The organism is Enterobacter sp. 148H3 (assembly GCF_034107425.1).
In the GTDB taxonomy this organism is placed as follows: Bacteria; Pseudomonadota; Gammaproteobacteria; order Enterobacterales; family Enterobacteriaceae; genus Enterobacter; species Enterobacter vonholyi.
This window is the reverse complement of record NZ_JAWNEI010000014.1, coordinates 1-26,464: the sequence shown is the minus strand read 5'-3', so window position 1 is coordinate 26,464 and position 26,464 is coordinate 1. Positions and strand designations below refer to the sequence as shown.

27 protein-coding genes, 1 tRNA gene and 1 rRNA gene are annotated in these 26,464 nt (G+C 55.5%); 16 read left to right on the top strand and 13 right to left on the bottom strand.

What is annotated here, in order from left to right:
* The first annotated feature begins 11 nt into the window (after nt 1-11).
* On the top strand, nt 12-3,335 hold the full coding sequence (gene mscM / locus USH94_RS18350) for a miniconductance mechanosensitive channel MscM (RefSeq protein WP_111965400.1): 3,324 nt from the start codon (nt 12-14) through the stop codon (nt 3,333-3,335).
* A gap of 44 nt (nt 3,336-3,379) precedes the next feature.
* Here mscM and epmA read toward each other — a convergent pair whose 3' ends face one another.
* Nucleotides 3,380-4,357, bottom strand: a complete 978-nt coding sequence (gene epmA / locus USH94_RS18345) for an elongation factor P--(R)-beta-lysine ligase (RefSeq protein WP_024907345.1) — start codon at nt 4,355-4,357, stop codon at nt 3,380-3,382.
* Nucleotides 4,358-4,667: 310 nt separating this feature from the next.
* On the opposite strand from epmA, the gene frdA reads away from it, so the two are divergent.
* The 4 genes from frdA to frdD are packed head-to-tail and all read left to right on the top strand — an operon-like array spanning nt 4,668 to nt 7,961.
* The gene (gene frdA / locus USH94_RS18340) at nt 4,668-6,458 is read left to right on the top strand and encodes a fumarate reductase (quinol) flavoprotein subunit (protein ID WP_111965401.1); all 1,791 of its coding nucleotides are present in this window, start codon (nt 4,668-4,670) and stop codon (nt 6,456-6,458) included.
* On the top strand, nt 6,451-7,185 hold the full coding sequence (locus USH94_RS18335; RefSeq protein WP_111965402.1) for a succinate dehydrogenase/fumarate reductase iron-sulfur subunit: 735 nt from the start codon (nt 6,451-6,453) through the stop codon (nt 7,183-7,185). Before frdA ends, USH94_RS18335 begins: the two co-directional genes overlap by 8 nt.
* Nucleotides 7,186-7,195: 10 nt before the next feature.
* Nucleotides 7,196-7,591 (top strand): fumarate reductase subunit FrdC, encoded by a 396-nt coding sequence (gene frdC / locus USH94_RS18330; RefSeq protein WP_111965403.1) that lies wholly within the window; start codon nt 7,196-7,198, stop codon nt 7,589-7,591.
* A gap of 10 nt (nt 7,592-7,601) precedes the next feature.
* On the top strand, nt 7,602-7,961 hold the full coding sequence (gene frdD / locus USH94_RS18325) for a fumarate reductase subunit FrdD (RefSeq protein ID WP_111965404.1): 360 nt from the start codon (nt 7,602-7,604) through the stop codon (nt 7,959-7,961).
* Nucleotides 7,962-7,990: 29 nt separating this feature from the next.
* Here frdD and ampR read toward each other — a convergent pair whose 3' ends face one another.
* Nucleotides 7,991-8,866, bottom strand: coding sequence for a LysR family transcriptional regulator AmpR (ampR, locus tag USH94_RS18320; protein ID WP_111965405.1), 876 nt, complete (start codon nt 8,864-8,866; stop codon nt 7,991-7,993).
* Between the two features lie 132 nt (nt 8,867-8,998).
* Here ampR and USH94_RS18315 point away from each other — a divergent pair, with 132 nt between their 5' ends.
* Nucleotides 8,999-10,144, top strand: coding sequence for a cephalosporin-hydrolyzing class C beta-lactamase ACT-58 (locus USH94_RS18315; protein ID WP_111965422.1), 1,146 nt, complete (start codon nt 8,999-9,001; stop codon nt 10,142-10,144).
* Between the two features lie 105 nt (nt 10,145-10,249).
* Nucleotides 10,250-10,780, top strand: a complete 531-nt coding sequence (locus USH94_RS18310; protein ID WP_111965406.1) for a lipocalin family protein — start codon at nt 10,250-10,252, stop codon at nt 10,778-10,780.
* Here the strand turns inward: USH94_RS18310 and sugE are convergent.
* Nucleotides 10,777-11,094: a quaternary ammonium compound efflux SMR transporter SugE gene (sugE, locus tag USH94_RS18305; RefSeq protein ID WP_111965407.1), complete on the bottom strand. Its 318-nt coding sequence runs from the start codon at nt 11,092-11,094 to the stop codon at nt 10,777-10,779. The genes USH94_RS18310 and sugE overlap by 4 nt on opposite strands.
* Nucleotides 11,095-11,355: 261 nt before the next feature.
* Here sugE and USH94_RS18300 point away from each other — a divergent pair, with 261 nt between their 5' ends.
* Nucleotides 11,356-11,955, top strand: a complete 600-nt coding sequence (locus USH94_RS18300; protein WP_111965408.1) for a helix-turn-helix transcriptional regulator — start codon at nt 11,356-11,358, stop codon at nt 11,953-11,955.
* Between the two features lie 35 nt (nt 11,956-11,990).
* Here the strand turns inward: USH94_RS18300 and ecnB are convergent, their stop codons facing one another.
* The 3 genes from ecnB to efp all read right to left on the bottom strand — a co-directional run bounded on the left by ecnB (nt 11,991) and on the right by efp (nt 13,002).
* On the bottom strand, nt 11,991-12,137 hold the full coding sequence (gene ecnB, locus USH94_RS18295) for a lipoprotein toxin entericidin B (protein WP_003025482.1): 147 nt from the start codon (nt 12,135-12,137) through the stop codon (nt 11,991-11,993).
* Between the two features lie 108 nt (nt 12,138-12,245).
* Complete coding sequence (locus tag USH94_RS18290; protein ID WP_024907352.1) at nt 12,246-12,377, bottom strand: entericidin A/B family lipoprotein; 132 nt, start codon at nt 12,375-12,377, stop codon at nt 12,246-12,248.
* 58 nt (nt 12,378-12,435) lie between these two features.
* The gene (gene efp, locus USH94_RS18285; RefSeq protein WP_008502940.1) at nt 12,436-13,002 is read right to left on the bottom strand and encodes an elongation factor P; all 567 of its coding nucleotides are present in this window, start codon (nt 13,000-13,002) and stop codon (nt 12,436-12,438) included.
* Nucleotides 13,003-13,042: 40 nt separating this feature from the next.
* Here efp and epmB point away from each other — a divergent pair, with 40 nt between their 5' ends.
* Complete coding sequence (gene epmB / locus USH94_RS18280) at nt 13,043-14,071, top strand: EF-P beta-lysylation protein EpmB (RefSeq protein WP_111965409.1); 1,029 nt, start codon at nt 13,043-13,045, stop codon at nt 14,069-14,071.
* Between the two features lie 47 nt (nt 14,072-14,118).
* Here the strand turns inward: epmB and USH94_RS18275 are convergent, their stop codons facing one another.
* From USH94_RS18275 to USH94_RS18265, 3 genes are all read right to left on the bottom strand, one after another.
* Nucleotides 14,119-14,472, bottom strand: coding sequence for a DUF4156 domain-containing protein (locus tag USH94_RS18275; protein WP_023310115.1), 354 nt, complete (start codon nt 14,470-14,472; stop codon nt 14,119-14,121).
* A gap of 134 nt (nt 14,473-14,606) precedes the next feature.
* Nucleotides 14,607-16,250, bottom strand: coding sequence for a chaperonin GroEL (groL, locus tag USH94_RS18270; RefSeq protein ID WP_023310114.1), 1,644 nt, complete (start codon nt 16,248-16,250; stop codon nt 14,607-14,609).
* A 31-nt stretch (nt 16,251-16,281) separates the two neighbouring features.
* A complete protein-coding gene (locus USH94_RS18265; RefSeq protein ID WP_003855929.1) occupies nt 16,282-16,575 on the bottom strand; it encodes a co-chaperone GroES in 294 nt (97 codons plus the stop codon).
* A 179-nt stretch (nt 16,576-16,754) separates the two neighbouring features.
* Here USH94_RS18265 and yjeH point away from each other — a divergent pair, with 179 nt between their 5' ends.
* A complete protein-coding gene (gene yjeH / locus USH94_RS18260) occupies nt 16,755-18,005 on the top strand; it encodes an L-methionine/branched-chain amino acid transporter (RefSeq protein WP_111965410.1) in 1,251 nt (416 codons plus the stop codon).
* Between the two features lie 24 nt (nt 18,006-18,029).
* Here the strand turns inward: yjeH and USH94_RS18255 are convergent, their stop codons facing one another.
* Nucleotides 18,030-18,494 (bottom strand): FxsA family protein, encoded by a 465-nt coding sequence (locus tag USH94_RS18255; protein WP_023616652.1) that lies wholly within the window; start codon nt 18,492-18,494, stop codon nt 18,030-18,032.
* A gap of 334 nt (nt 18,495-18,828) precedes the next feature.
* Between USH94_RS18255 and aspA the strand changes: the two genes are divergently transcribed.
* The 5 genes from aspA (at nt 18,829) to USH94_RS18230 (ending at nt 24,411) form a co-directional block, all read left to right on the top strand.
* Complete coding sequence (gene aspA / locus USH94_RS18250; protein WP_003855923.1) at nt 18,829-20,265, top strand: aspartate ammonia-lyase; 1,437 nt, start codon at nt 18,829-18,831, stop codon at nt 20,263-20,265.
* Nucleotides 20,266-20,380: 115 nt separating this feature from the next.
* A complete protein-coding gene (locus USH94_RS18245) occupies nt 20,381-21,682 on the top strand; it encodes an anaerobic C4-dicarboxylate transporter (RefSeq protein WP_024907357.1) in 1,302 nt (433 codons plus the stop codon).
* 113 nt (nt 21,683-21,795) lie between these two features.
* Nucleotides 21,796-22,119: a divalent cation tolerance protein CutA gene (cutA, locus tag USH94_RS18240; RefSeq protein ID WP_111965412.1), complete on the top strand. Its 324-nt coding sequence runs from the start codon at nt 21,796-21,798 to the stop codon at nt 22,117-22,119.
* Nucleotides 22,095-23,786 (top strand): protein-disulfide reductase DsbD, encoded by a 1,692-nt coding sequence (locus USH94_RS18235; RefSeq protein ID WP_111965413.1) that lies wholly within the window; start codon nt 22,095-22,097, stop codon nt 23,784-23,786. The genes cutA and USH94_RS18235 overlap by 25 nt, the downstream gene beginning before the upstream one ends.
* A gap of 49 nt (nt 23,787-23,835) precedes the next feature.
* Complete coding sequence (locus USH94_RS18230) at nt 23,836-24,411, top strand: transcriptional regulator (RefSeq protein ID WP_111965414.1); 576 nt, start codon at nt 23,836-23,838, stop codon at nt 24,409-24,411.
* On the opposite strand, the gene USH94_RS18225 is transcribed toward USH94_RS18230, so the two are convergent.
* Complete coding sequence (locus USH94_RS18225) at nt 24,408-24,998, bottom strand: LysE family translocator (RefSeq protein WP_111965415.1); 591 nt, start codon at nt 24,996-24,998, stop codon at nt 24,408-24,410. The two genes, USH94_RS18230 and USH94_RS18225, sit on opposite strands and share 4 nt — an antisense overlap.
* A 37-nt stretch (nt 24,999-25,035) precedes the next feature.
* Nucleotides 25,036-25,881, bottom strand: a complete 846-nt coding sequence (locus USH94_RS18220; protein ID WP_111965416.1) for an AraC family transcriptional regulator — start codon at nt 25,879-25,881, stop codon at nt 25,036-25,038.
* Nucleotides 25,882-26,051: 170 nt separating this feature from the next.
* Between USH94_RS18220 and USH94_RS18215 the strand changes: the two genes are divergently transcribed.
* Nucleotides 26,052-26,127 (top strand) — tRNA-Phe (locus tag USH94_RS18215).
* Between the two features lie 234 nt (nt 26,128-26,361).
* Here USH94_RS18215 and rrf read toward each other — a convergent pair.
* Nucleotides 26,362-26,464 (bottom strand): 5S ribosomal RNA (rrf, locus tag USH94_RS18210); the annotation flags it as partial.

Below are 26,464 nucleotides of genomic sequence, written 5' to 3'. Positions count from 1 at the left end.
GGATCGCTGACGTGCGCCCGATTATCGTTCTACTGATGGCCTGGTGCCTCAGCATGGGGGCGTACGCAGCGACAGCCCCCGACGCCAAACAGATAACCCAGGAACTGGAGCAGGCAAAAGCGGCCAAACCCGCTCAGCCAGAGACCGTCGAGTCGCTCCAGGCTGCCCTGAACGCGCTTGAGGAGCGGAAAGGCTCTCTTGAGCGCGCTCAGCAGTATCAGCAGGTTATCGACAACTTCCCAAAACTCTCGCAGACGCTACGCTCGCAGCTCAATAATCTGCGTGACGAACCGCGCGATGTGCCCGCAGGGATGACCTCCGACGCGCTGAACCAGGAGATCCTGCAGGTCAGCAGCCAGCTTCTGGAAAAGAGCCGCCTTGCTCAGCAGGAGCAGGAGCGCGCGCGCGAAATTGCCGACTCCCTTAGCCAGCTTCCGCAGCAGCAAACCGACGCCCGTCGCCAGCTTAATGAAGTTGAGCGCCGCGTGGGTACGCAAAGCGGCAATACGCCACAGGCTCAGGCCCAAAATCTGGGCCTGCAGGCAGAATCGGCTCGCCTGAAGGCCCTTGTCGATGAGCTTGAGCTGGCGCAGCTTTCCGCCAATAACCGCCAGGAGCTGTCGCGGATGCGCTCTGAACTCGCTCAGAAGCAGAGCGAGCAACTGGATGCGTATCTTCAGGCCCTGCGCAATCAGCTCAACAGTCAGCGTCAACGCGAGGCGGAGCGCGCGCTGGAAAGTACCGAACTGCTGGCAGAAAACAGCGATAACTTGCCTGCCGGCATCGTCGAACAGTTTAAGGTCAACCGCGAGCTTTCTGCCGCGCTGAATCAGCAGGCGCAGCGTATGGATCTGGTTGCCTCGCAGCAGCGTCAGGCCACCAATCAAACCCTTCAGGTTCGCCAGGCGCTCAACACCCTGCGCGAGCAGTCCCAGTGGCTCGGGTCATCAAACCTGCTGGGCGAAGCGCTACGTGCCCAGGTCGCGCGCCTGCCGGAAATGCCGAAGCCGCAACAGCTGGATACCGAGATGGCCCAGCTGCGCGTTCAGCGACTGCACTTTGAAGATCTCCTTAATAAACAGCCGCAAATCCGCCAGATCCGTCAGGCTGACGGACAGCCCCTGACCAGCGAGCAAAACCGTATTCTGGAAGCCCAGCTGCGTACCCAGCGTGAACTGCTGAACTCTTTGCTCCAGGGCGGGGATACGCTGATTCTGGAGCTGACCAAGCTAAAAGTCTCCAACAGCCAGCTGGAAGATGCGCTGAAAGAGGTGAACGAGGCGACGCACCGTTATCTCTTCTGGACGTCCGACGTGCGTCCGATGACCTTCTCGTGGCCGATTGAGATCGTCCAGGACCTGCGCCGCCTGATTTCGCTGGACACCTTCAGCCAGCTGGGACAGGCCAGCGTGATGATGTTCACCAGCAAAGAGACCATTTTCCCGCTGCTGGGGGCGTTGATTCTGGTGGGCTTCAGCATTTACTCGCGCAGACATTTCACTCGCTTCCTGGAGCGTTCCAGCTCCAGGGTCGGGAAAGTCACCCAGGATCACTTCTGGCTAACGTTGCGCACCGTATTCTGGTCGATTCTTGTCGCCTCCCCGCTGCCGGTGCTGTGGATGACGCTGGGGTATGGCCTGCGGGAAGCCTGGCCCTATCCGCTCGCGGTCGCGATTGGCGATGGCGTCACCGCCACGGTGCCGCTGCTGTGGGTAGTCATGATTTGCGCCACCTTCGCGCGCCCCAACGGCCTGTTTATCACCCACTTTGGCTGGCCGCGTAATCGCGTTGCGCGCGCCATGCGTTACTACCTGATGAGCATCGGGCTGATTGTGCCGCTGATTATGGCGCTGATCATGTTCGACAATCTCAACGACCGGGAATTCTCAGGCTCGCTGGGCCGTCTCTGCTTTATGCTGATATGCGGGGCGCTGGCCATCGTCACGCTCAGCCTGAAACGCGCGGGTATTCCGCTCTATCTCGATAAATCCGGCAGCGGCGAAAACATGTTCAACCGGCTGCTCTGGAACCTGCTGCTTAGCGCGCCGCTGTTTGCGATGCTGGCAGCCGCGGTGGGCTATCTGGCAACCGCGCAGGCGCTGCTGGCAAGGCTGGAAACCTCGGTGGCCATCTGGTTCCTGCTGCTGGTGGTGTACCACGTGATCCGCCGCTGGATGCTGATCCAGCGGCGCCGTCTGGCCTTTGACCGTGCCAAGCATCGCCGGGCAGAGATCCTCGCCCAGCGCGCGCGGGGTGAGGAAGAGCCAAACCACGTCAACAGTACGGAAGGCACGACGGAGGCGGACGAGGTCGAACTGGATCTGGATGCCATCAGCACCCAGTCCCTGCGTCTGGTTCGCTCCATCCTGATGCTGATTGCCCTCCTGTCGGTCATATTCCTGTGGTCAGAGATCCACTCCGCATTTGGTTTCCTGGAGAACATCTCTCTGTGGGACGTGACGTCCACGGTGCAGGGTGTTGAAAGCCTGGAGCCGATCACCTTAGGCGCGGTGCTGATTGCCATTCTGGTGCTGATCATTACCACGCAGCTGGTGCGCAACTTCCCGGCGCTGCTGGAGCTGGCGCTGCTGCAGCATCTGGATTTAACGCCGGGGACGGGTTATGCGATTACGACCATAACCAAATATCTGATCATGCTGTTTGGCGGACTGGTTGGCTTCTCAATGATCGGTATTGAGTGGTCGAAGCTGCAGTGGCTGGTGGCGGCCCTTGGTGTAGGGTTAGGTTTTGGTTTACAGGAGATTTTCGCCAACTTCATCTCTGGCCTGATCATTCTGTTCGAAAAACCGATCCGTATTGGCGATACCGTCACGATTCGCGATCTGACCGGCAGCATCACGAAGATCAACACCCGCGCGACAACGATCAGCGACTGGGATCGCAAAGAGATCATCGTACCGAATAAGGCGTTTATTACCGAGCAGTTCATCAACTGGTCGCTGTCAGACTCCGTTACCCGTGTAGTGCTGACGGTACCGGCGCCATCGGACGCTAACAGCGAAGAAGTCACCCAGATCCTCTACACAGCCGCAGAGCGCTGCTCGCTGGTGATCGATAACCCGGCACCGGAAGTGTTCCTGGTGGATTTACAGCAGGGGATCCAGATTTTCGAGCTGCGTATCTACGCCGCCGAAATGGGCCACCGTATGCCGCTGCGCCATGAGATCCACCAGCTGATTCTGGCAGGCTTCCGCGAGCACGGTATTGATATGCCGTTCCCACCGTTCCAGATGCGTCTGGAAAGCCTGGACGGGCGTAAAACGGGAAGAACGTTGACGTCAGCGGCGCGTACGCGCCCGGCGGGGAGTTTGTAAGATAAGCAGGGCGACCCTCTCCCACGGGAGAGGGTTAACTGCCGTCAGGCGCGATCTACGGTAAATGCAATCACATCGCCAAGCTGCTCTGCGCCCAGGGCCAGCATCACCAGACGATCCACACCCAGCGCCACGCCGGAGCAATCCGGCAGACCCGCTTTTAAGGCTTCAAGCAAATTAACATCAATAGGCTGCTGCGGCAGACCGCGCGCGGCGCGCTTGCGGTTATCCTGCTCGAAGCGCTGCTGCTGCTCGCGGGCATCAGTCAGTTCGTGGAAGCCGTTCGCCAGTTCGATGCCTTTGTAATAGACCTCAAAACGCTCTGCGACACGATGATCTTCGGTACTGATCTGCGCCAGTGAAGCCTGGCTTGCCGGGAAGTGATAGACAAACGTCGGACGGTCTTTGCCAATCTGCGGTTCTACGCCGAAGGTGAACAGCAGCTGCAGCAGCGTGTCGCGATCCTCTTCGGTATCCGCCACGTTGCTCAGATCCAGCTTTGCCGCTACTTCACGCAGTTGGGTTTTATCCGCCGACAGCGGATCGATTTCCAGATGGCGTTGGAAAGCCTGCTGATAGGAGAGCGTTTCGGCTTCTGAACAGTCCAGCACCTGCTGGAGCAGATCGTCCACCTCATTCATCAGGCGGTACATATCATAATGCGGGCGGTACCACTCCAGCATGGTGAATTCCGGGTTGTGGTGACGACCCATCTCTTCATTACGGAAACTGCGGCACAGCTGATACACCGGGCCACATCCCGCTGCCAGCAGGCGTTTCATGTGATATTCCGGGCTGGTCATCAGGTACAAATTCATCCCCTGAGAGTGGCCGGGGCCAACAAAACGGGTTTCAAACGGGACCAGATGAATATCCGTTACCGTTGCCTGACTCATGCACGGCGTTTCCACCTCAAGGACTCCGCGGTCGGCAAAGAAACGGCGGATCTCCGCCATAATTGCAGCGCGTTTTAACAGATTAGGGATGGATGCGCTCGGCTGCCAGGTGGCCGTTTCGCTCATGAGTTGTTCTCCGATTTCAGACAAGGGCACGAAGTCTACTCGTTAGCAGGGGCAGAGACAAATTTTGCGCAGTAAAAAAGCGCATTTCATTTAGGTGAACTTTTTCGTGACGTATTTCATCAATCTTCATGATAAATCGCCGTACAGAACAGCAAAAAAATCGAACACGTCAAATTTCCCTGACATCTACACGGTTATACTGTTTTACCCATTAAGGAGCAGTGGAAACGCTTTCGCAATCGTCCTTTTGGACGGGTGAACTACCTTTAGTTTGTCGCGTTGCGAAATAACAAAAATCTGGAGGAATGTCGTGCAAACTTTTCAAGCCGATCTTGCCGTAATAGGCGCTGGCGGGGCTGGATTACGTGCTGCGATTGCTGCAGCACAAGCTAATCCCAACGCTAAAATCGCATTGATTTCAAAAGTCTATCCAATGCGTAGTCACACTGTGGCAGCAGAAGGAGGATCCGCCGCCGTTGCGCAGGATCATGACAGCTTTGAATACCATTTCCACGACACGGTTGCAGGGGGCGACTGGCTTTGCGAACAGGATGTCGTTGACTACTTTGTGCATCATTGTCCAACGGAAATGACCCAGCTTGAACAGTGGGGATGTCCGTGGAGCCGCCGCCCGGACGGCAGCGTCAACGTTCGCCGCTTTGGCGGAATGAAGATTGAACGCACCTGGTTCGCCGCCGATAAAACCGGCTTCCACATGCTGCACACCCTGTTCCAGACCTCCCTTCAGTTCCCACAAATTCAACGCTTCGATGAACATTTCGTCCTCGACATTCTGGTTGATGACGGACACGCGCGCGGCCTGGTGGCGATGAATATGATGGAAGGCACGCTTGTCCAGATCCGCGCCAACGCGGTAGTGATGGCGACGGGCGGTGCGGGTCGCGTTTATCGTTATAACACCAACGGCGGCATCGTCACCGGTGACGGCATGGGCATGGCGCTCAGCCACGGTGTACCGCTGCGCGATATGGAGTTCGTCCAGTATCACCCAACCGGCCTGCCAGGCTCCGGCATTCTGATGACGGAAGGCTGCCGCGGTGAAGGCGGTATTCTGGTCAACAAAAACGGCTACCGCTATCTGCAGGATTACGGCATGGGCCCGGAAACCCCGCTCGGCGAGCCGAAAAACAAATACATGGAACTTGGCCCGCGCGACAAAGTCTCTCAGGCCTTCTGGCACGAGTGGCGCAAAGGCAACACTATCTCCACGCCGCGCGGCGACGTCGTTCACCTCGACCTGCGTCATCTGGGCGAGAAGAAGCTGCTGGAACGTCTTCCGTTCATCTGCGAACTGGCAAAAGCCTACGTTGGCGTCGACCCGGTGAAAGAGCCGATTCCGGTACGTCCAACGGCGCACTACACCATGGGCGGGATCGAAACCGACCAGCAGTGTGAAACCCGAATTAAAGGTCTGTTCGCCGTCGGCGAGTGTTCCTCAGTGGGCCTGCACGGCGCCAACCGTCTGGGGTCTAACTCGCTGGCAGAGCTGGTGGTCTTTGGCCGCATGGCGGGCGAGCGCGCGATGGAGCGGGCGGCTACAGCAGGCGAAGTCAACGGTGCCGCACTGGATGCGCAGGTTACAGACGTTGAAAAACGCCTGAAAGATCTGGTGAACCAGGAGGGTAACGAGAACTGGTCTAAGATCCGCGACGAGATGGGCCTGTCGATGGAAGAAGGCTGCGGTATCTACCGTACGCCAGAGCTGATGCAAAAAACCGTCGACAAGCTGGCGGAACTGCAGGAGCGCTTCAAGCGCGTGCGCATCACCGATACCTCCAGCGTATTCAACACCGACCTGCTCTACACTATCGAGCTGGGCCACGGTCTGAACGTAGCGGAATGTATGGCGCACTCTGCGCTGGCGCGTAAAGAGTCACGTGGAGCCCACCAGCGTCTGGACGAAGGCTGCACCGAACGTGACGACGTCAATTTCCTGAAACACACTCTCGCCTGGCGCGATGCGGATGGCACCACACGTCTGGACTACAGCGACGTGAAAATCACCACGCTGCCGCCGGCTAAACGCGTGTACGGTGCAGAAGCAGAAGCCGCCGAGAAGAAGGAGAAGGCGAATGGCTGAGATGCAAAAAATGAAGGTTGAAGTGGTGCGCTACAATCCGGAAGTGGACGCCGCACCGCACAGCGCTTTCTATGAAGTCCCTTTTGACGAGCAAACCTCCCTGCTGGATGCGCTCGGCTATATCAAAGACAACCTGGCGCCAGACCTGAGCTACCGCTGGTCCTGCCGCATGGCAATCTGCGGATCCTGCGGCATGATGGTCAACAAAGTGCCGAAGCTGGCCTGTAAGACCTTCCTGCGCGAATACACCAAGGGCATTAAGGTCGAAGCGCTGGGCAACTTCCCGATTGAACGCGATCTGGTGGTCGATATGACCCACTTTATCGAAAGCCTGGAAGCGATTAAGCCGTACATCATTGGTAACCCGCGCACGCCGGTTCAGGGGCCAAACACCCAGACGCCAGCTCAGATGGCGAAATACCATCAGTTCTCCGGATGCATCAACTGCGGCCTGTGCTACGCCGCCTGTCCACAGTTTGGCCTGAACAAGGAGTTCATCGGCCCGGCCGCCATTACCCTGGCGCACCGCTATAACGAGGACAGCCGCGATCACGGCAAAAAAGAACGCATGGCGCAGCTTAACAGCCAGAACGGCGTCTGGAGCTGTACCTTTGTGGGTTATTGCTCCGAAGTCTGTCCGAAGCACGTCGACCCGGCCGCCGCAATTCAGCAGGGTAAAGTGGAAAGCTCGAAAGACTTTCTTATCGCTACCCTGAAACCACGCTAAGGAGTGCATGATGACGACTAAACGCAAAGCCTACGTGCGGCCTGTGCCGTCAACCTGGTGGAAAAATCTGCCGTTTTATCGCTTCTACATGCTGCGTGAAGGCACGGCGGTACCGGCGGTCTGGTTCAGCCTTGAGCTGATGTACGGCGTTTTTGCCCTCAAGCATGGCCCGGAAGCCTGGGCCAGCTTCGTCGGTTTCCTGCAAAACCCGATCATTGTTGTTCTGAACCTGATCGTGCTCGCGGCCGCGCTGCTTCATACCAAAACCTGGTTTGAGCTGGCGCCAAAAGCGGCGAACATCATCGTAAAAGACGAGAAAATGGGGCCAGAGCCGGTGATTAAAGGGCTCTGGGCAGTGACGATTCTGGTCACTGTGGTCATTCTGTTTGTCGCACTGTTCTGGTAAGGAGACTACTGTGATCAATCCAAATCCAAAACGTTCTGACGAGCCGGTCTTCTGGGGTCTGTTTGGCGCAGGCGGCATGTGGAGTGCCATCATCGCCCCCGTCATTATACTGCTGGTCGGCATTATGCTGCCGCTGGGGCTCTTCCCGAGAGATGCGCTGAGCTACGAACGCGTACTGGCGTTCGCGAGCAGCTTTATCGGCCGCGTGTTCATCTTCCTGATGATCGTCCTGCCGCTGTGGTGTGGCCTGCACCGTATTCACCATGCGATGCATGACCTGAAAATCCATGTCCCGAGCGGGAAATGGGTTTTCTACGGTCTGGCGACTATCCTGACCGTAGTAACGCTGATTGCCGTGGTCACCATCTGAAGCTTCAGGCCCGCCATCCGGCGGGCCTTTTATTTCTGCATCTTCCCCACCAGCCACTGGGCAAACTCGCGCATTGCGGGGGTTTCTGCCCGTGACTGTAGTCTTGTCAGCCAGTAGCTGCCGAGGTCAATCTGCGTTGCAAACGGCTGCACGATGCGCTCGCTGCTGAGTAACTGGGTAAACATATCGACAGGCGCAATGGCAATCCCTGTGCCTGCCTGCGCGGCTTCCAGCATGGTGACGGACGAATCAAATACCATTACCCGGTGCGTCGGTGAAGGCGGGTTTTCTCCCGCAGCCCGCATCCAGGCGGTCCACTCGTCGCGCCGGTAAGAGCGCAGGAGGGTAAACTTCAGGACATCTGCAGGGGTGTGCAACGCGGCAGCAATGTCAGGCGTGCAAAGCGGCGCAAGCGGTGCGGGGCAAAGAAACGTCGCTTCCGTGCCGTGCCACGCCCCGCCGCCATAACGAATGGCGTAATCAAGTCCTTCAGCCGCCGGATCGACACGGTTGTTATGGGTGGAAAGCTGAAGATCAATATGCGGATAGCAGCGGCGGAAGTCCGCGAGCTGCGAGAATAACACCCCCGTCGCAAATGTCCCGACCACGCCAATTTTGAGCTTCTCCTGCGCGCGCTGGCTGGCAAAGCGATCCAGCATTCCGGCGATACGATCGAACGAGTCATTCAGCACCGGCAGCAAATTCTCGCCTTCGGTAGTCAACATCAGCCCTCGCGAAACGCGAACGAAAAGCTGGCAGTTAAGGTGCTGCTCCAGCGCCTTTACGTGCTGGCTAATCGCGGAATGGGTGACATTCAGCTCAATAGCGGCATGCGTAAAACTGAGGTGCCTGGCGGCTGCTTCAAACGCCCGCAGGGAGTTCAGAGGAAGATAGCTGCGCGTCATGGTCTCGTCCGTTAGAAAAATTAACAGCTCATGCTAAATTTAACCGTTTGTCAGCCATAGTCAAATCCAACAGACTACAGCGGTCTGACGGGCCCGGACACTCCCTTGAACTGCTATTACGGAAGATAAATGATGATGACAAAATCCCTTTGCTGCGCCCTGCTGCTCAGCACCTCCAGCTCAGTATTGGCTGCCCCGATGTCAGAAAAACAGCTGGCTGAGGTGGTGGAACGCACCGTTACGCCACTGATGAAAGCGCAGGCCATTCCGGGCATGGCGGTGGCGGTGATTTATCAGGGTCAGCCGCACTACTTTACCTTCGGTAAAGCCGATGTTGCGGCAAACAAAGCTGTTACCCCACAAACCTTGTTCGAACTGGGTTCTATAAGTAAAACCTTCACCGGCGTATTGGGTGGCGATGCCATTGCTCGCGGTGAAATATCGCTGGGCGATCCGGTGACAAAATACTGGCCTGAGCTGACAGGCAAGCAGTGGCAGGGGATCCGCATGCTGGATCTGGCAACCTATACCGCAGGCGGTCTGCCGTTACAGGTACCGGATGAGGTCACGGATAACGCCTCTCTGCTGCGCTTTTATCAAAACTGGCAGCCGCAGTGGAAGCCGGGCACCACGCGTCTTTACGCCAATGCCAGCATCGGTCTTTTTGGCGCGCTGGCGGTCAAACCTTCCGGCATGAGCTATGAGCAGGCCATAACGACGCGGGTCTTTAAGCCGCTCAAGCTGGACCATACCTGGATTAACGTTCCGAAAACGGAAGAGGCGCATTACGCCTGGGGATACCGCGACGGTAAAGCGGTCCACGTTTCGCCAGGAATGCTGGATGCAGAAGCCTATGGCGTAAAAACCAACGTGCAGGATATGGCAAGCTGGGTGATGGTTAATATGAAGCCAGACTCCCTCCCGGATACTTCACTCAGGCAAGGCATTGCCCTGGCGCAGTCTCGCTACTGGCGCGTGGGGGCCATGTATCAAGGGTTAGGTTGGGAAATGCTTAACTGGCCGGTCGATGCCAAAACCGTGGTTAAAGGTAGCGACAATAAGGTAGCGCTGGCACCGCTGACCGCGAGAGAAGTGAATCCGCCGGCACCGCCGGTCAACGCGTCCTGGGTCCATAAAACAGGCTCAACCGGCGGGTTTGGCAGCTACGTGGCATTTATTCCTGAAAAACAGCTCGGCATTGTGATGCTGGCGAATAAAAGCTATCCGAACCCTGCCCGCGTTGAGGCGGCATACCATATCCTCGACGCGCTGCAGTAAAACATTGCCGGGTGGCGCTGCGCTTACCCGGCGAAACACACCGCACAAAAACCACATTTTCCTTGCCGTCATCTACACTTAACAAAAAACAGTAAGGAAACTCCTATGCGCATTCTGCCTGTTATCGCCGCGGTGACAGCCGCGTTTTTAGTGGTTGCCTGCAGTTCCCCTACCCCACCGCCTGGCGTTACCGTCGTCACGCCTTTTGATGCACAACGCTTCCTTGGAACATGGTATGAAATCGCGCGCCTCGACCATCGGTTTGAGCAGGGCTTAGAGAAGGTCACTGCAAATTACAGCCCGATGGATGATGGCGGTATTCAGGTGATCAACCGGGGCTATAATCCCGATCGGGAGATGTGGCAGCAGTCGATTGGGAAAGCGTACTTCACGGGCGACCCGCGACGGGCCGCGCTCAAAGTCTCGTTCATTGGCCCATTTTATGGAGGCTATAACGTGATCGCGCTCGACAGAGAGTACCGTCACGCGCTGGTCTGCGGGCCGGATCGCGACTATCTGTGGATACTTTCCCGCACGCCAACTATTTCGTCAGAAATGAAACAGCAGATGCTGGACGTCGCGACCCGGCAAGGGTTTGATGTGTCAAAACTGATCTGGGTAAAACAACCCCATTAATGGGTGCTGAGCTTAAGCCCAATGATCCCCGCTACAATCAAGGCGAGGCTGGCGATACGCGCCAGACTCGCTGACTCTCCCAGTAGCAGAATGCCGGTGATGGCGGCCCCCACCGCACCAATGCCCGTCCAGACGGCATAAGCCGTTCCCACAGGCAGCGAGCGCATCGCCCAGGATAACAGGACAATACTCACGATCATCGCGGTTACGGTAATAAAGCTGGGCGTCAGACGGGTAAATCCATGGGTGTACTTGAGACCAATCGCCCACACCACTTCGAGCAGACCGGCAATAAAAAGAATGATCCAGGACATTTCAGGCTCCTTAACTTAATAGAAGTTGGGGCCGTCCCCGGTGAAAGAAACGCTTACGGGTCGTCCCGTAAGGCAGAGATTACGCCCCATATTTTGGTTAGCGTGCTATTTTTTTTCAATCTTTTTTTGCTGAACACGTTAAGGCAAGAAATAGCCGCAGTATGGCGCGTAGTTCCGGCATTTAGCACTCATCCGACTTCTCTATGATGATGTGCTTTCTGATGGCAGGAAGCCAAACCACTAGCCGACTGCGAATATAATATGTTCAAAATTCTCTTGATTGACCGTTGTCACTTCACCCGAACGGGGTTTGAAGCATGGCTCAATCATTCCGGTTTGTTCCCGGGACACTACGTTGTGACCGGGCTGAATAATCTGTTCCTTGCCAGGGAGCACATTCTGCAATGGAAACCCACACTGGTTATCGCCGATCTGTACGGCTTCAGGCAGGATATTCATCATTTTCAGCAGCTCTCGTCCTTGCTCAACGCCAGTGAACGCTTACCGTTTATTTTGCTGCAGTCGGGAGAGGACAACGGCATGGCAGACTGGCTCGGACAGTTCCCGGTCTGGTCGTCGCTGTTGAAAAACGCCAGTCTCGAAGAAGTGGCAACGACTATAAACGACGCATTAACCTCGCGCTCATGCGCTGAAAGGCCCACGGCAGCCGCCCCGTTGCTGACCCGGCAGGAAGAGAAAGTGCTGACATTGTGGATGGACGGCGCGAGCAATCAAAAGATTGCTGCTCACCTGAGTATCAACGGAAAAACGGTCTATACCTATAAACGTAATATCCGCATGAAATTGCATATGGATACGCGTTTTTCTCCGTTCTTATCCCTGCAGGAATCAAAAAGCTGACGGTACGAAACGGCTGGTCTCGTACCGTGTGTTAATTACTGCTGAGCTTTAGTTGCCGCACCAGAGATTGCGCTACCACCTTCAGAAATATCCTGACCAACGCCACGCGTGGTATTACAGGCTGTTAATACTGAAGAAAGTACCAGGACTGAAAAGATCGCTGCAATTGTCTTCTTAACCATAATATCTTCCTTTTATAGCCAAAGTTGTTTTGTGTATAGCAACTTAAGGATAGACAAGATCCCGCCGGATGACGGAAAAGGAAGCATTTTTAGGAAAATTAGACGAACTTAGCTGGCGGCGTGAGAAATGATATGACCGAGATCCTGGATATCTTGTCCCATTCCACGCGTGGTGTTACAGCCGGAAAGCAATGCACTGGAAAGCGCTAACAGAAGCAGAATTTTAACGGTACGTTTCATCATCCCTGCCTGCAAAAATCAGGCGCAGCGGGCGCTGCGCCTTCAATCATGACGTAAATTACTTCACGCGGGACACGTATTCGCCGGAGCGGGTATCCACTTTGATCACTTCGCCAGTCTGTACGAACAGTGGAACTTTAACCACTGCGCCGGTAGACAGTTTGGCTGGTTTACCGCCGGTACCTGCGGTATCACCTTTCAGACCTGGATCGGTTTCAACGATTTCCAGTTCTACGAAGTTTGGTGGGGTCACAGCGATAGGCTGACCGTTCCACAGGGTTACGATGCACTCAGCCTGGTCCAGCAGCCATTTAGCGCTATCACCTACCGCTTTCTCATCAGCAGACAGCTGTTCGAAAGTGGAGTTGTTCATGAAATGCCAGAACTCGCCATCGTTGTACAGATAGGTCAGGTTCATATCAACAACATCAGCGCCTTCAGCGGAGTCAGTAGACTTGAAGGTTTTCTCAACACGGGTACCGGTCAGCAGACGGCGCAGCTTAACGCGTGCGAATGCCTGGCCTTTACCTGGTTTAACGAATTCGCTGGCTTCAACCGCGTACGGTTCGCCGTCCATCATGATTTTAAGACCAGCACGAAAATCGTTGCTATAGTACGTTGCCATAAGGCCCTCTAAATTTGTTAACTGGTAGCTAAGCCACAAAATGGCGCATATTGTAACCCTAAACACCCCGTCCAGAGAAGATTGGTTATCGCAACTTGCCGATGTAATCACCAGTCCTGATGAATTGCTGCGTCTTTTAGACCTCGATCAGCACCCAGAGTTGCTTGCCGGCCGCGAGGCAAAGCGCCTTTTCGCCCTGCGCGTTCCCCGTGCGTTTGTGGCGCGGATGGAGAAAGGCAACCCCGACGATCCGCTATTAAAACAAACGCTTACTTCGCAGGATGAGTTTATCACCGCGCCGGGATACAGCACCGATCCGCTGGAAGAGCAGAACAGCGTGGTGCCTGGTTTACTGCACAAATATCTCAACCGTGCCCTGCTGCTGGTAAAGGGCGGCTGCGCGGTAAATTGTCGTTATTGCTTCCGTCGGCACTTCCCGTATGCCGAAAACCAGGGCAATAAACGCAACTGGCAGGTCGCGCTGGACTATATTGCCGCCCATTCAGAGCTGGATGAGATTATTTTTTCCGGAGGCGATCCGCTGATGGCAAAAGATCACGAGCTGGACTGGCTGCTGACACAGCTGGAAGCCATCCCGCACATTAAACGTCTGCGCATTCATAGCCGTTTGCCGATTGTTATTCCCGCGCGGATCACCGACGGACTGGTGTCACGCCTGGAGCAGTCAAGATTGCAGGTGCTGCTGGTGAACCATATCAACCACGGGAACGAAATTGACGATGATTTTCGCGCGGCGATGGCGCGTCTGCGTAAAGCGGGCGTAACGCTGCTGAACCAGAGCGTGCTGCTGCGCGGCGTGAATGACAGCGCCCGCGTGCTGGCTGACCTGAGTAACGCCCTGTTTGATGCGGGCGTGATGCCCTATTACCTGCACGTGCTGGATCGCGTTCAGGGCGCGGCCCATTTCATGGTGACGGATGAAGAAGCCCGGCAGATTATGCGCGAACTGTTAACGCTGGTTTCAGGCTATATGGTGCCGAAGCTGGCACGGGAGATTGGCGGAGAGCCGAGCAAGACGCCGCTGGACTTGCAGCTGCGACAGCACTAGTTTCCCCTCACCCTAACCCTCTCCCACAGGGAGAGGGAAAAAGGCAATCAGTTCGGGCACTTGTAGACCTGGCCGTTCATCTGGCTGGCGGTCGGCACGAAGCTGGACAGCATACTCTGCGTTGGGCTGCTCACGCCGTAAATCACGTTCCCGCCCATTGCCGCAGCCTGGTTACGCAGGGCATTCGCCGCACCGCGCATCGAGCCACCTTCTTCGCCATGCTGACCTGACATCCAGTTGCTTTGCTCACCGGTTGCCGTGCCTAACAGCTGGCATTCACTGCCAGGCTTATCTTCCACAAAGCGAACGCCCTGGCCCGCTGCCGACAGCTCATTGCTGGAGCTACAACCCGCCAGCAGCAATGCTGCCCCTACAATCCCTGCACAGACTTTTACGCGCATGTTATTCCTCGTTTTCAATAAGCTGGACAGTAGTTGTCCGTGTGTAAATCTTATACCTAAAAGATGACCAAAAGAAAAACCCCCGAGCATTTCTGCTCGGGGGTTTTTCACATTCTACGACGTAGAGCGCACGATTACATCATGCCGCCCATACCGCCCATGCCACCCATACCAGCAGCACCTAAGTCAGGCGCATCGCCTTTAGGCAGGTCGGTCACCATGCACTCGGTGGTAATCATCAGACCAGCAACAGAGGCCGCATACTGCAGAGCAGAACGGGTCACTTTAGTTGGATCCAGGATACCGAAGTCGATCATGTTGCCGTATTCTTCAGTTGCTGCGTTGTAACCGTAGTTACCTTCGCCCGCTTTCACGTTGTTCGCAACCACAGATGGCTCTTCACCGGCGTTAGAAACGATCTGACGCAGAGGGGCTTCCATTGCGCGCAGCGCAACTTTGATACCTACGTTCTGGTCTTCGTTCTGAGCGGTCAGGCCAGCCAGTTTAGCGGCAACACGCACCAGCGCGACACCACCACCAGCAACCACGCCTTCTTCTACCGCAGCACGGGTCGCGTGCAGAGCATCGTCAACGCGTGCTTTTTTCTCTTTCATTTCAACTTCGGTAGCAGCACCGACTTTGATTACCGCAACGCCGCCTGCCAGTTTTGCTACGCGCTCCTGCAGTTTTTCACGGTCGTAATCGGAAGTCGCTTCTTCGATCTGCTTACGGATCTGACCAACGCGGCCCTGAATAGCGGCTTCTTCACCCACGCCATCGATGATGGTGGTGGTGTCTTTGTTGATCACAACGCGTTTCGCCTGGCCCAGGTCTTCCAGGGTCGCTTTTTCCAGCTCCATACCGATCTCTTCAGAGATCACGGTACCGCCAGTCAGGGTAGCGATATCCTGCAGCATCGCTTTACGGCGATCGCCGAAGCCAGGTGCTTTAACCGCAGCCACTTTCACGATGCCGCGCATGGTGTTAACCACCAGGGTCGCCAGCGCTTCGCCTTCAACGTCTTCAGCGATGATAACCAGAGGCTTGCCTGCTTTCGCAACGGCTTCCAGTACTGGCAGCATTTCGCGGATGTTAGAGATTTTCTTATCAGCCAGCAGGATGAACGGGCTTTCCAGCTCAACAGCGCCAGTTTCTGGCTTGTTGATGAAGTATGGGGACAGGTAACCGCGGTCGAACTGCATACCTTCTACCACGTCCAGTTCGTCTTCCAGACCGGTACCGTCTTCAACGGTGATTACGCCTTCTTTACCGACTTTGTCCATCGCTTCAGCGATCAGTTTACCTACGGTTTCGTCGGAGTTAGCGGAGATAGTACCAACCTGAGCAATGGCTTTAGAGTCAGAGCACGGTACGGACAGCGCTTTCAGTTCTTCAACAGCGGAGGCGACAGCTTTGTCGATACCACGTTTCAGATCCATTGGGTTCATGCCCGCAGCAACGGCTTTCAGACCTTCGGTGATGATCGCCTGCGCCAGAACGGTCGCGGTGGTGGTACCGTCACCTGCAGCGTCGTTCGCTTTAGAGGCAACTTCTTTCACCATCTGAGCACCCATGTTTTCGAACTTGTCTTCCAGCTCGATTTCACGTGCTACAGAAACACCATCTTTGGTGATGGTTGGCGCGCCGAAGGATTTATCCAGCACTACGTTGCGGCCTTTCGGGCCCAGGGTCACTTTAACTGCATCTGCCAGTACGTTTACGCCGCGGAGCATTTTTACACGAGCGTCGTTACCGAATTTTACGTCTTTAGCTGCCATGTTCTTATTTCCTCAAATTCTCGTGCGTAAATTACGCTTCAACAATTGCCAGAATGTCGCTCTCGGACATGATCAACACTTCTTCATTGTCGATCTTCTCGGATTTCACGCCGTAGCCATCGTTGAAAATTACGATGTCACCAACTTTAACGTCCAGTGGCTGCACAGTTCCGTTTTCCAGGATGCGGCCCTTACCGACAGCGATGATTTCGCCACGCGTTGATTTGGCTGCTGCAGAACCGGTCAGAACGATGCCGCCAGCAGACTTGGTTTCAACTTCTTTACGTTTGACGATCACACGATCATGTAACGGACGAATACTCATTGATAGCTCTCCTTTGAGAAAGTCATTATCAGTTATGGATGACGCCGGCCCGCATGCGGTTTTCCGACTAGTGCCCTGAGAGATGGGGATAGCTTTTTACCCCTTCAAGGGGGAGTTGAAAAAAAAATTTGCGAAAGTGTTACCATCGCCTCTCTTTTGGTACTGGCAGGGCGATGTCAATGAGTGGACTCAAGCAGGAGTTGGGACTGGCGCAGGGCGTCGGACTGCTCTCAACCTCCTTGTTAGGTACAGGCGTGTTTGCCGTACCCGCACTGGCGGCGCTGGTGGCTGGAAATAACAGCCTGTGGGCGTGGCCGGCGCTGATTGTATTGGTTTTCCCGATAGCCATTGTGTTTGCCATCCTGGGGCGGCATTTCCCCAGCGCGGGCGGCGTGGCGCACTTTGTCGGACTGGCCTTTGGCCCGCGACTGCAGCGTGTAACCGGCTGGCTGTTTCTCTCCGTGATTCCGGTTGGCCTTCCTGCGGCGTTGCATATTGCGACCGGATTTGGTCAGGCGCTGTTTGGCTGGCATAACGAGCAGTTATTGCTGGCCGAGCTGGGTACGCTGGCAATCGTCTGGTGGGTGGGCTCTCGCGGCGCCAGCTCGAGCGCCAACCTGCAGACGCTGGTTGCGGTGCTGATTGTCGCGCTCGTTGTCGCTATCTGGTGGGCGGGCGATATCACCATCAAGGAAATTCCCTTCCCTGCGCTGACAGACGTCGACCACGCGCAGCTTTTTGCCGCACTCTCCGTCATGTTCTGGTGTTTTGTCGGCCTGGAAGCCTTTGCCCATCTGGCGTCTGAATTTAAGCAGCCTGAACGTGATTTCCCCCGCGCCCTGATGATAGGCCTGCTGCTGGCTGGCACGGTCTATTGGGCGTGTACCGTGCTGGTCTTACACTTCCACGCGTTCGGAGCGGATCTCGCCGCCGCGGCATCGCTGCCGGGTATCGTGGTTGATCTGTTTGGCGTGAAAGCGCTGTGGATAGCCTGCGTCATCGGCTATCTGGCCTGTTTTGCCAGCCTCAACATTTATATCCAGAGCTTTGCCCGTCTGGTGTGGTCGCAGGCGCTCGACAAACCTGAGAATCTCCTCGCGCGCCTGTCTAAACGCCAGCTTCCGCTGAATGCCCTGAATGCCGTACTGGGCTGCTGCGTGGTGAGCACGCTCTGTATTTACGCACTGAAGATCAATCTGGACGCGCTCATCGTCTACGCCAACGGCATTTTCATCATGATCTACCTGCTGTGCATGCTGGCGGGATGCCGTTTGCTAAAAGGTCGCTATAAAGCTCTGGCGGTCGTCGGGGGTTTGCTTTGCCTGCTGCTGCTGGCGATGGTGGGCTGGAAGAGTTTGTACGCAATTGTCATGCTGGCAGGGCTGTGGGTGTTTTTGCCGAGGCGCGGTGCGCTCCCGGAGGCCCGGTAAGCGAAGCGCCACCGGGCAACAAAATCACCGATCGTCTTTGTGATCTAGACGGTCGTGCTGTTCATCCTTACGCTGATACTCCCCTTCGAAGGTATCGCCCGGTCCGGTGCTAAATCCGCCCCCCGGCATTCGGCTAAAGCGCAGATGCGGCAGCAGCTTCATGGTCAGGTGTTTTTGCACCGGCGGCAGAAGCAGCAGCAGGCCGAGGAAGTCAGTGAAGAACCCCGGCAGGATCAGCAGCAGCCCCGCAATAATCAACGACACGCTTTTGATCATCTCTTCCGCCGGGCTTTCCCCTGCGGCCATCTTCTGCTGCATTATCAGGAAATTTTTGAAACCCTGATTACGCACCAGCGACATGCCGATGACAGAGGTGAAAATCACCAGAATCAGCGTCAGCAGGACGCCCAGCACATGGGCAACCTGGATAAAAATGGAAATCTCAATGTAAACATAGAGGAAGAAAGCAATAAACGGTATCCAGCGCACTGGCATCTCCTGTATGGCAAGGGCCATCGGCCCCTGTCTGAATGTGTTAGCGACGCGCGTTTGTATGAGATGGTGACGGTTAGCGAAAATTCAATCAGTTTGCACGGATATTTTTTTTGGAAATTTTAAAGCGGTGACCCATTTCACAGATTAATAATTATCATGGAATCGGCTCGATAATAAGTGATCCAGCTTACGGCAATTCGCTATCATCAGCATATGATCTCGAGCATCTGGCTGATTGAGGGAATAATCGTCGGCCAGAAAATATTTAAAACCACATAAATACTGTGTGTTTAGTACAATCCATCGGCAGCTTGAAAAGAAGGTTCACATGTTAAACAACATTCGTATCGAAGAAGACTTGTTGGGTACCAGGGAAGTTCCAGCGGATGCCTACTACGGTGTCCACACTCTGAGAGCGATTGAAAACTTCTACATCAGCAACAGCAAAATCAGCGACATCCCTGAGTTTGTCCGTGGCATGGTGATGGTGAAGAAAGCCGCAGCACTGGCCAACAAAGAGCTGCAAACCATTCCTAAAAGCGCGGCAAATGCGATTATCGCAGCCTGCGATGAAGTGCTGAACAACGGCAAATGCATGGACCAGTTCCCGGTTGACGTCTATCAGGGCGGCGCGGGCACCTCCGTCAACATGAATACTAACGAAGTACTGGCAAACATTGGCCTGGAGCTGATGGGTCACCAGAAAGGTGAATACCAGTACCTGAACCCGAACGACCACGTTAACAAATGCCAGTCCACCAACGACGCCTACCCAACCGGCTTCCGTATTGCGGTGTATGCCTCCGTGGTGAAACTGGTGGATGCGATCAACCAACTGGGTGATGGCTTCCAGCGTAAAGCGGTTGAGTTCCAGGACATCCTGAAAATGGGTCGTACCCAGCTGCAGGATGCGGTGCCGATGACCCTCGGCCAGGAATTCCACGCGTTTAACGTACTGCTGAACGAAGAGACCAAAAACCTGCTGCGCACCTCCGAGCTGCTTCTGGAAGTGAACCTGGGCGCCACCGCCATCGGTACGCGTCTGAACACCCCGGATGGCTATCAGCAGCTGGCGGTACAGAAACTGGCTGAAGTGTCTAACCTGCCGGTTGTGCCTGCAGAAGACCTGATTGAAGCCACCTCCGACTGCGGCGCCTACGTCATGGTACACAGCGCGCTGAAACGTCTGGCAGTGAAACTGTCCAAAATCTGTAACGACCTGCGCCTGCTCTCTTCCGGTCCGCGCGCTGGCCTGAATGAAATCAACCTGCCAGAGTTGCAGGCCGGTTCATCCATCATGCCGGCCAAGGTGAACCCGGTGGTGCCAGAAGTGGTGAACCAGGTTTGCTTCAAAGTCATCGGTAACGATACGACCGTGACCATGGCCTCTGAAGCGGGTCAGCTGCAGCTGAACGTGATGGAGCCGGTGATTGGCCAGGCGATGTTTGAATCTATCCACATCCTGACGAACGCCTGCTACAACCTGCTGGAAAAATGCATTAACGGCATCACGGCGAATAAAGAAGTCTGTGAAGGTTATGTCTACAACTCCATCGGGATCGTCACCTACCTCAACCCGTTCATCGGTCACCACAATGGCGACATCGTCGGTAAGATTTGTGCCGAAACCGGTAAGAGTGTACGTGAAGTGGTACTGGAGCGCGGGCTGTTGACCGAAGCCGAGCTGGACGATATCTTCTCGGCCCAAAACCTGATGCACCCGGCATATAAAGCGAAACGATATACCGATGAAAGCGAACAGTAACCGTTCAGGCTAGGCTTCTTAAGGCACGTCACTTGTGACGTGCCTTTTTTCTTTTTAGGCGTTACCAAAATACAACAATTCAATATCAACTTGTTAATAAGCAAGGCAGGTCCTTATGTTTGGAGCAGAACTCGTCATCGTCTTGTTGGCGATTTATTTGGGAGCACGACTCGGGGGTATCGGCATCGGTTTTGCCGGCGGTCTTGGGGTGCTCGTTCTTACCCTTATCTTTCAGATTAAACCCGGCGCTATACCGTTCGACGTTATCGAAATCATCATGGCAGTTATTGCCGCTATCGCCGCTATGCAGGTAGCTGGCGGTATGGACTACCTGGTAAGCCTGGCGGAGCGTATGCTGCGCCGCCATCCAAAATACATTACCTTCCTTGCTCCGCTGGTGACATGGTTTATGACCATTCTCGCCGGTACTGGCCACACCGCTTTCTCTACGTTACCGGTGATTACCGAAGTGGCGAAAGAACAGGGTATCCGTCCGTCGCGTCCGCTCTCCATTGCGGTCGTCGCGTCCCAGATTGCCATTACCGCTTCACCGATTTCCGCGGCGGTGGTCTTCTTCGCCGGTATCCTTGAGCCGATGGGCGTGAGCTACCTGACGCTGCTGGCGATCTGTATCCCGGTGACGCTGATCGCGGTGATGATTACCGCCGTGCTGTGTAACTTCCTCGGCGCTGAACTGAAAGACGATCCGGTTTATCAGGAGCGTCTGGCAAAAGGTGAAGTGAGCCTGCGCGGCAGTCAGGTCTTCGAACTGAAGCCACACGCGAAACGCTCCGTGCTGCTGTTCCTGATTGGTATCGTTGCCGTCATGTTCTACGCGACCGCCATCAGCGATACCGTAGGTCTGATCCAGAACCCGGTTCTGCCGCGCAACGAAGCGATTGTCGTGTTTATGCTGACCATAGCCACGCTAATTAGCATCACCTGTAAAATTGATACCAGCGAAGTGCTGAACGCCAGCACCTTTAAATCCGGTATGAGCGCCTGCGTGTGCGTGCTGGGTGTGGCGTGGCTCGGTGATACTTTCGTGAAAGCGCACATCAGCGACATTCAGACCGTGGCCGGGGACCTGCTGCACAACTATCCATGGCTGCTGGCGGTCGTGCTGTTCTTTGCTGCGACCCTGCTTTACTCTCAGGCCGCGACCACCAAAGCGCTGATGCCTGCGGCACTGATGCTGGGCGTAACGCCGTTGACCGCCATCGCCTCGTTTGCTGCCGTCTCCGCCCTGTTCGTGCTGCCTACCTACCCAACCCTGCTGGCGGCGGTAGAGATGGATGACACCGGCTCAACCCGTATCGGTAAGTATGTGTTTAACCATGCGTTCCTGATCCCGGGCGTGGTCGCCATTTCACTTTGCGTGATCCTCGGCTTTATCATCGGTGGCGTGGTGCTGTAAACCGCTCCCGGTTGTAAAAATAGTTAAAATCGGGCCGCTCTGCGGCCCGTTTCATTAATGACCAACCGCCTTGCGTGATATAGTTAAACCTTTCGTGATGAGGAGGTCGACTTGTGAACACGCCTGATGCTGTTGTCGTACTTTGTACCGCCCCTGATGAAGCCTCTGCCCAGGATCTCGCCGCCAAAGTGCTGGCCGAAAAACTGGCAGCCTGCGTTACGCTCCTCCCCGGTGCCACCTCTCTTTACTATTGGGAAGGTAAGCTGGAGCAAGAGTACGAGGTCCAGATGTTGCTCAAAACCAATCTGGCAAATCAGCAGGCACTCCTGGACTGCCTCAAATCTCATCATCCTTACCAAACCCCGGAGCTGCTGGTTGTGCCAGTGGTTCATGGCGATAACGACTATCTCTCATGGCTCAACGCTTCCTTACGCTGATTCTGCTGCTGTGCAGCACATCAGTATTTGCCGGGCTATTTGACGCGCCCGGCCGTTCGAACTTCATCCCTGTCGACCAGGCGTTTGTTTTCGATTTTCAGCAAAACCAGCATGACCTTACGCTCAACTGGCAGGTGAAAGAGGGCTATTACCTCTATCGCAAGCAGGTGAGCATTACGCCTGCTCAGGCCAGCGTAGGCGCATTACAGATGCCCGCTGGCGAGTGGCATGAAGATGAGTTTTACGGCAAAAGCGAGATCTATCGCCAGCGCCTGAACGTGCCTGTTACGGTGAATCAGGCGGATAAAGGCGCGACGCTGACGGTGACCTATCAGGGGTGCGCGGATGCCGGATTCTGCTATCCGCCGGAAACGAAGGTTGTTCCGCTCAGCGAAGTGAAAGCGGCTGCTGCAGTTTCCCCTCTCCCCTCGGACGAGAAGAGCGAAGACCGCGCAGACCTTCCATTCTCGGCGCTCTGGGCCTTCCTGATTGGGATTGGCATTGCCTTTACACCCTGCGTGCTGCCTATGTATCCGCTCATCTCTGGCATCGTGCTGGGCGGCAAACAGCGCCTTTCCACAGCCCGCGCGCTGCTGCTGGCCTTAATTTACGTGCAGGGTATGGCATTGACCTACACGGCCCTTGGACTTGTGGTTGCCGCTGCCGGGTTACAGTTCCAGGCCGCACTGCAGCATCCTTATGTGCTGATTGGCCTGTCGGCGATATTTATCCTGCTGGCGCTGTCGATGTTTGGCCTGTTCACGCTGCAGTTGCCCTCCTCGCTGCAAACCCGCTTAACGCTGATGAGTAATCGCCAGCAGGGTGGTTCGGCAGGCGGCGTGTTCGCAATGGGTGCCATTGCCGGGCTGATTTGTTCCCCTTGCACCACCGCGCCGCTTAGCGCCATCCTGCTCTATATCGCCCAGAGCGGAAACATGTGGCTCGGCGGCGGAACGTTGTACCTGTATGCCCTGGGCATGGGTCTGCCGCTGATTCTGGTCACGGTTTTCGGCAATCGACTGCTGCCGAAGAGCGGCCCGTGGATGGAAACGGTGAAAACCGCATTTGGCTTTGTCATTCTGGCGCTGCCGGTGTTCCTGCTGGAGCGTATCATCGGTGACGTCTGGGGTATGCGCCTGTGGGCAATGCTCGGGGTAGCGTTCTTTACCTGGGCGTTTATCGTCAGCCTGGGGGCGAAAAAAGCGTGGATGCGTCTGGTACAAATCCTGCTGCTGGCTGCCGCGCTGGTAAGCGTGCGTCCTCTTCAAGACTGGGCGTTCGGCTCGCCGGTCGGCCAGACGCAGGCGCATTTGAACTTCATCCAGATTAAGAACGTTGATGAGCTCAACAGCGCGCTCTTACAGGCAAAAGGCAAACCGGTGATGCTCGATCTCTATGCCGACTGGTGCGTCGCCTGCAAAGAGTTTGAAAAATACACCTTTAGCGATCCACAGGTGCAAAATGCCCTGAAAGAGACTGTTCTGCTCCAGGCAAACGTGACAGCCAACAAAGCACAGGATAAGGCTCTGCTGAAGCAGCTTAACGTCCTCGGACTGCCAACCATTCTTTTCTTCAATCAACAGGGCCAGGAGCAGCCAGAAAAGCGTGTAACCGGGTTTATGGATGCAGCGGCATTTAGCGCGCATTTGCGCAATCGCCAACCGTAAACAACACTTTAAACGGGACAAACCGTTGGGAATAGCGGAGGAGATAACCGTGCAACGTGAAGACGTACTGGGACAAGCCCTGCAATTACTTGAGATTCAAGGGATCGCCAGCACCACGCTTGAGATGGTAGCCGACCGTATCGATTACCCCCTGGGTGAGCTTAAGCGCTTCTGGCCGGATAAAGAAGCGCTACTCTATGATGCCCTGCGCTATCTCAGCCAGCAGGTTGATATCTGGCGCAGGCAGCTGATGCTGAATGAAGAACTGACTGCGGAGCAGAAGCTGCTGGCGCGCTATACCGCCCTGACGGAATGTGTCAGCAACAACCGGTACCCGGGTTGTCTGTTTATCGCCGCCTGCACTTATTTTCCCGACCCTGGGCATCCTATCCACCAGTTAGCAGATCAGCAAAAACGGGCGGCTCATGACTTCACCCATGAGCTGTTAACCACCCTGGAAGTCGACGATCCGGCGATGGTGGCGAAGCAGATGGAACTGGTGCTGGAAGGTTGCCTCAGCCGCATGCTGGTAAACCGTAGCCAGGCCGATGTGGATACAGCGCACCGCCTGGCGGAAGATATTCTGCGCTTTGCTCAGTGCCGTATGGGCGGAGCGCTGACCTAAGCCAGCATGCCAGCCCAGGAAGAGACGATAAGACACAGCGCCATCAGGCGTTGAAACCGCACCATCGCTACGGTGGTGCGAAAAATTCGGTTCACCGCTTTACCCAGCCACGCCCAGCACATCAAACAGGCTATTGAGATCAGCAGAAACCATAGCGCCATTAGCGCAATATCTCGCAATGCATGATCGCCAGCAGGCGCAAACAGACTGACGACGGCCAGCGCCATCATCCAGGTTTTAGGGTTCACGATCTGCAGCAGTGCAGCCGCCTTAGCGGTAAATTGGATATGGTTCTCAGCGCAGAGACGAGCGGCCGGGGCGCGAAACAGCTGCCAGCTCATCCAGCTTAGCCACAGCACGCCTGTCCAGCTCATGAGCTGACGTATTAGAGGATACTGACGCAGCACTTCCCCTGCGCCGGCGCCTGATATCAGCACAATCGCACTGGCCGCGATACACCCGCTCAGAATAGCTGGTACGGTATTTTTAACGCCAAAGCGCTGGCTGTTCATCAGCACCAGAATATTGGTTGGCCCCGGCGTAATGGAGGCGACAAAGGCGAACAACAGAAAGGGTATCAAACTCACAGGTGGCTCCTTTTTTATTAGAGCCATGAATGTGCGGCTATTTTTTGGAAACGTCTGGAAGATTTGTGCACAACCGGCGGTAGTGTGCAGGAGAGATACGGTAAGCCCGCTGAAACCAGCGCCCCAGATGGCTTTGATCGGCAAATCCCACTGCCGCAGCCACATCAACAGGCTGGTCGCCACACGCAAGCAGCTGTCGGGCCTTTGCCAGACGCAGTTGAATAAGCCATGCGTGAGGCGCCAGGTTGAACTCGCGCTTAAAACAGCGCGTCAGGGTGAAGCGATCGGTGCCCGTCTCGCGCGCAAGGTCTGATAGCCCTACGTTCTCGCCGATATGAGCATAGAGATAGTCGCGCGCACGGTACGCCACGGCAGCACTTTGTAACTGCGACGGCAGCTTTTTACGCCAGTGGCATTGGGCGGTGATCCGGGAGAGCAGATTATCCATTGCGCTCTGCTGAACGATCTTCAACTCATTATTATGCAGGGTGGAAAATGTCTCGCCGATAGCGCGCACCAGCTGCGGCTCCCGCGTCAGCGTTTGGGCAAAGTGGAGTGAATAACTCCCGGGAGTAGATTCGTAAAGCCCCTGTAGCGCACGGATAAGCCAGCGCTCATCAAGATAGAAGGTCAGATAGGTAAAACCACCCTCTACAGGCGCATCTCCGTCGTGGATTTCACCAGGCTCGAGGAGGAAAGCGTCGCCCGGCTGGCTGCGATGACGCTCACGGCGGCAGTGAAACTGCTGCGTGCCGGAGAGGGTTATCCCTACCAGGTAGCTATCGTGCCAGTGCGGATCAAATGCATGCCCTTCGAAATGCGCTTTAATCGTCTCAATACCCGTATCTGCATGCTGACGCAGTTCAAGCCAGTCATTCACCATTACTGCCCTCCTCTTACTATCAGCATTGCCGTATTACACTGGTTCTGTCTGGAAGATTTGTGCATTTTCGCGGCGAAAGCGGGCAGATTGCCGTAAACTTAAGCAGTTGAACAGCTTTTCCCGAAATAATGTTGACGATAGCGCGTGATTGCGGTTTAATGCGCTCCGTTGCCCGGATAGCTCAGTCGGTAGAGCAGGGGATTGAAAATCCCCGTGTCCTTGGTTCGATTCCGAGTCCGGGCACCACTATTTAAAGAACCCAGCCTATGGCTGGGTTTTTGCTTTTCTGCGTTTATAAATCCCTTCTTTGTATTCTTGTTTCTCTTTGTCGTGGGATCGTGCGGTCTGTATTGCCAATTTGCAGCTTTACCTTATCGGGCCTACTAAACCCGTAGATCCGGCAAGTGCAGCGACACCGGTTTTTTCTGAGCACAAAGCAAAAAACCCCGCACCTTTCGGTACGGGGTTCTTATGTTTGATGCCTGGCAGTTCCCTACTCTCACATGGGGAGACCCCACACTACCATCGGCGCTACGGCGTTTCACTTCTGAGTTCGGCATGGGGTCAGGTGGGACCACCGCGC

Coding starts and splice junctions, on each gene's coding strand:
- epmA (WP_024907345.1), bottom strand. CDS start 4,357: ATGAGCGAAACGGCCACCTGGCAGCCGAGCGCATCCATCCCTAATCTG.
- USH94_RS18335 (WP_111965402.1), top strand. CDS start 6,451: ATGGCTGAGATGCAAAAAATGAAGGTTGAAGTGGTGCGCTACAATCCG.
- frdC (WP_111965403.1), top strand. CDS start 7,196: ATGACGACTAAACGCAAAGCCTACGTGCGGCCTGTGCCGTCAACCTGG.
- ampR (WP_111965405.1), bottom strand. CDS start 8,866: ATGACGCGCAGCTATCTTCCTCTGAACTCCCTGCGGGCGTTTGAAGCA.
- USH94_RS18315 (WP_111965422.1), top strand. CDS start 8,999: ATGATGACAAAATCCCTTTGCTGCGCCCTGCTGCTCAGCACCTCCAGC.
- USH94_RS18310 (WP_111965406.1), top strand. CDS start 10,250: ATGCGCATTCTGCCTGTTATCGCCGCGGTGACAGCCGCGTTTTTAGTG.
- sugE (WP_111965407.1), bottom strand. CDS start 11,094: ATGTCCTGGATCATTCTTTTTATTGCCGGTCTGCTCGAAGTGGTGTGG.
- USH94_RS18300 (WP_111965408.1), top strand. CDS start 11,356: ATGTTCAAAATTCTCTTGATTGACCGTTGTCACTTCACCCGAACGGGG.
- ecnB (WP_003025482.1), bottom strand. CDS start 12,137: ATGGTTAAGAAGACAATTGCAGCGATCTTTTCAGTCCTGGTACTTTCT.
- USH94_RS18290 (WP_024907352.1), bottom strand. CDS start 12,377: ATGAAACGTACCGTTAAAATTCTGCTTCTGTTAGCGCTTTCCAGTGCA.
- efp (WP_008502940.1), bottom strand. CDS start 13,002: ATGGCAACGTACTATAGCAACGATTTTCGTGCTGGTCTTAAAATCATG.
- epmB (WP_111965409.1), top strand. CDS start 13,043: ATGGCGCATATTGTAACCCTAAACACCCCGTCCAGAGAAGATTGGTTA.
- USH94_RS18275 (WP_023310115.1), bottom strand. CDS start 14,472: ATGCGCGTAAAAGTCTGTGCAGGGATTGTAGGGGCAGCATTGCTGCTG.
- groL (WP_023310114.1), bottom strand. CDS start 16,250: ATGGCAGCTAAAGACGTAAAATTCGGTAACGACGCTCGTGTAAAAATG.
- USH94_RS18265 (WP_003855929.1), bottom strand. CDS start 16,575: ATGAGTATTCGTCCGTTACATGATCGTGTGATCGTCAAACGTAAAGAA.
- yjeH (WP_111965410.1), top strand. CDS start 16,755: ATGAGTGGACTCAAGCAGGAGTTGGGACTGGCGCAGGGCGTCGGACTG.
- aspA (WP_003855923.1), top strand. CDS start 18,829: ATGTTAAACAACATTCGTATCGAAGAAGACTTGTTGGGTACCAGGGAA.
- USH94_RS18245 (WP_024907357.1), top strand. CDS start 20,381: ATGTTTGGAGCAGAACTCGTCATCGTCTTGTTGGCGATTTATTTGGGA.
- USH94_RS18235 (WP_111965413.1), top strand. CDS start 22,095: ATGGCTCAACGCTTCCTTACGCTGATTCTGCTGCTGTGCAGCACATCA.
- USH94_RS18220 (WP_111965416.1), bottom strand. CDS start 25,881: ATGGTGAATGACTGGCTTGAACTGCGTCAGCATGCAGATACGGGTATT.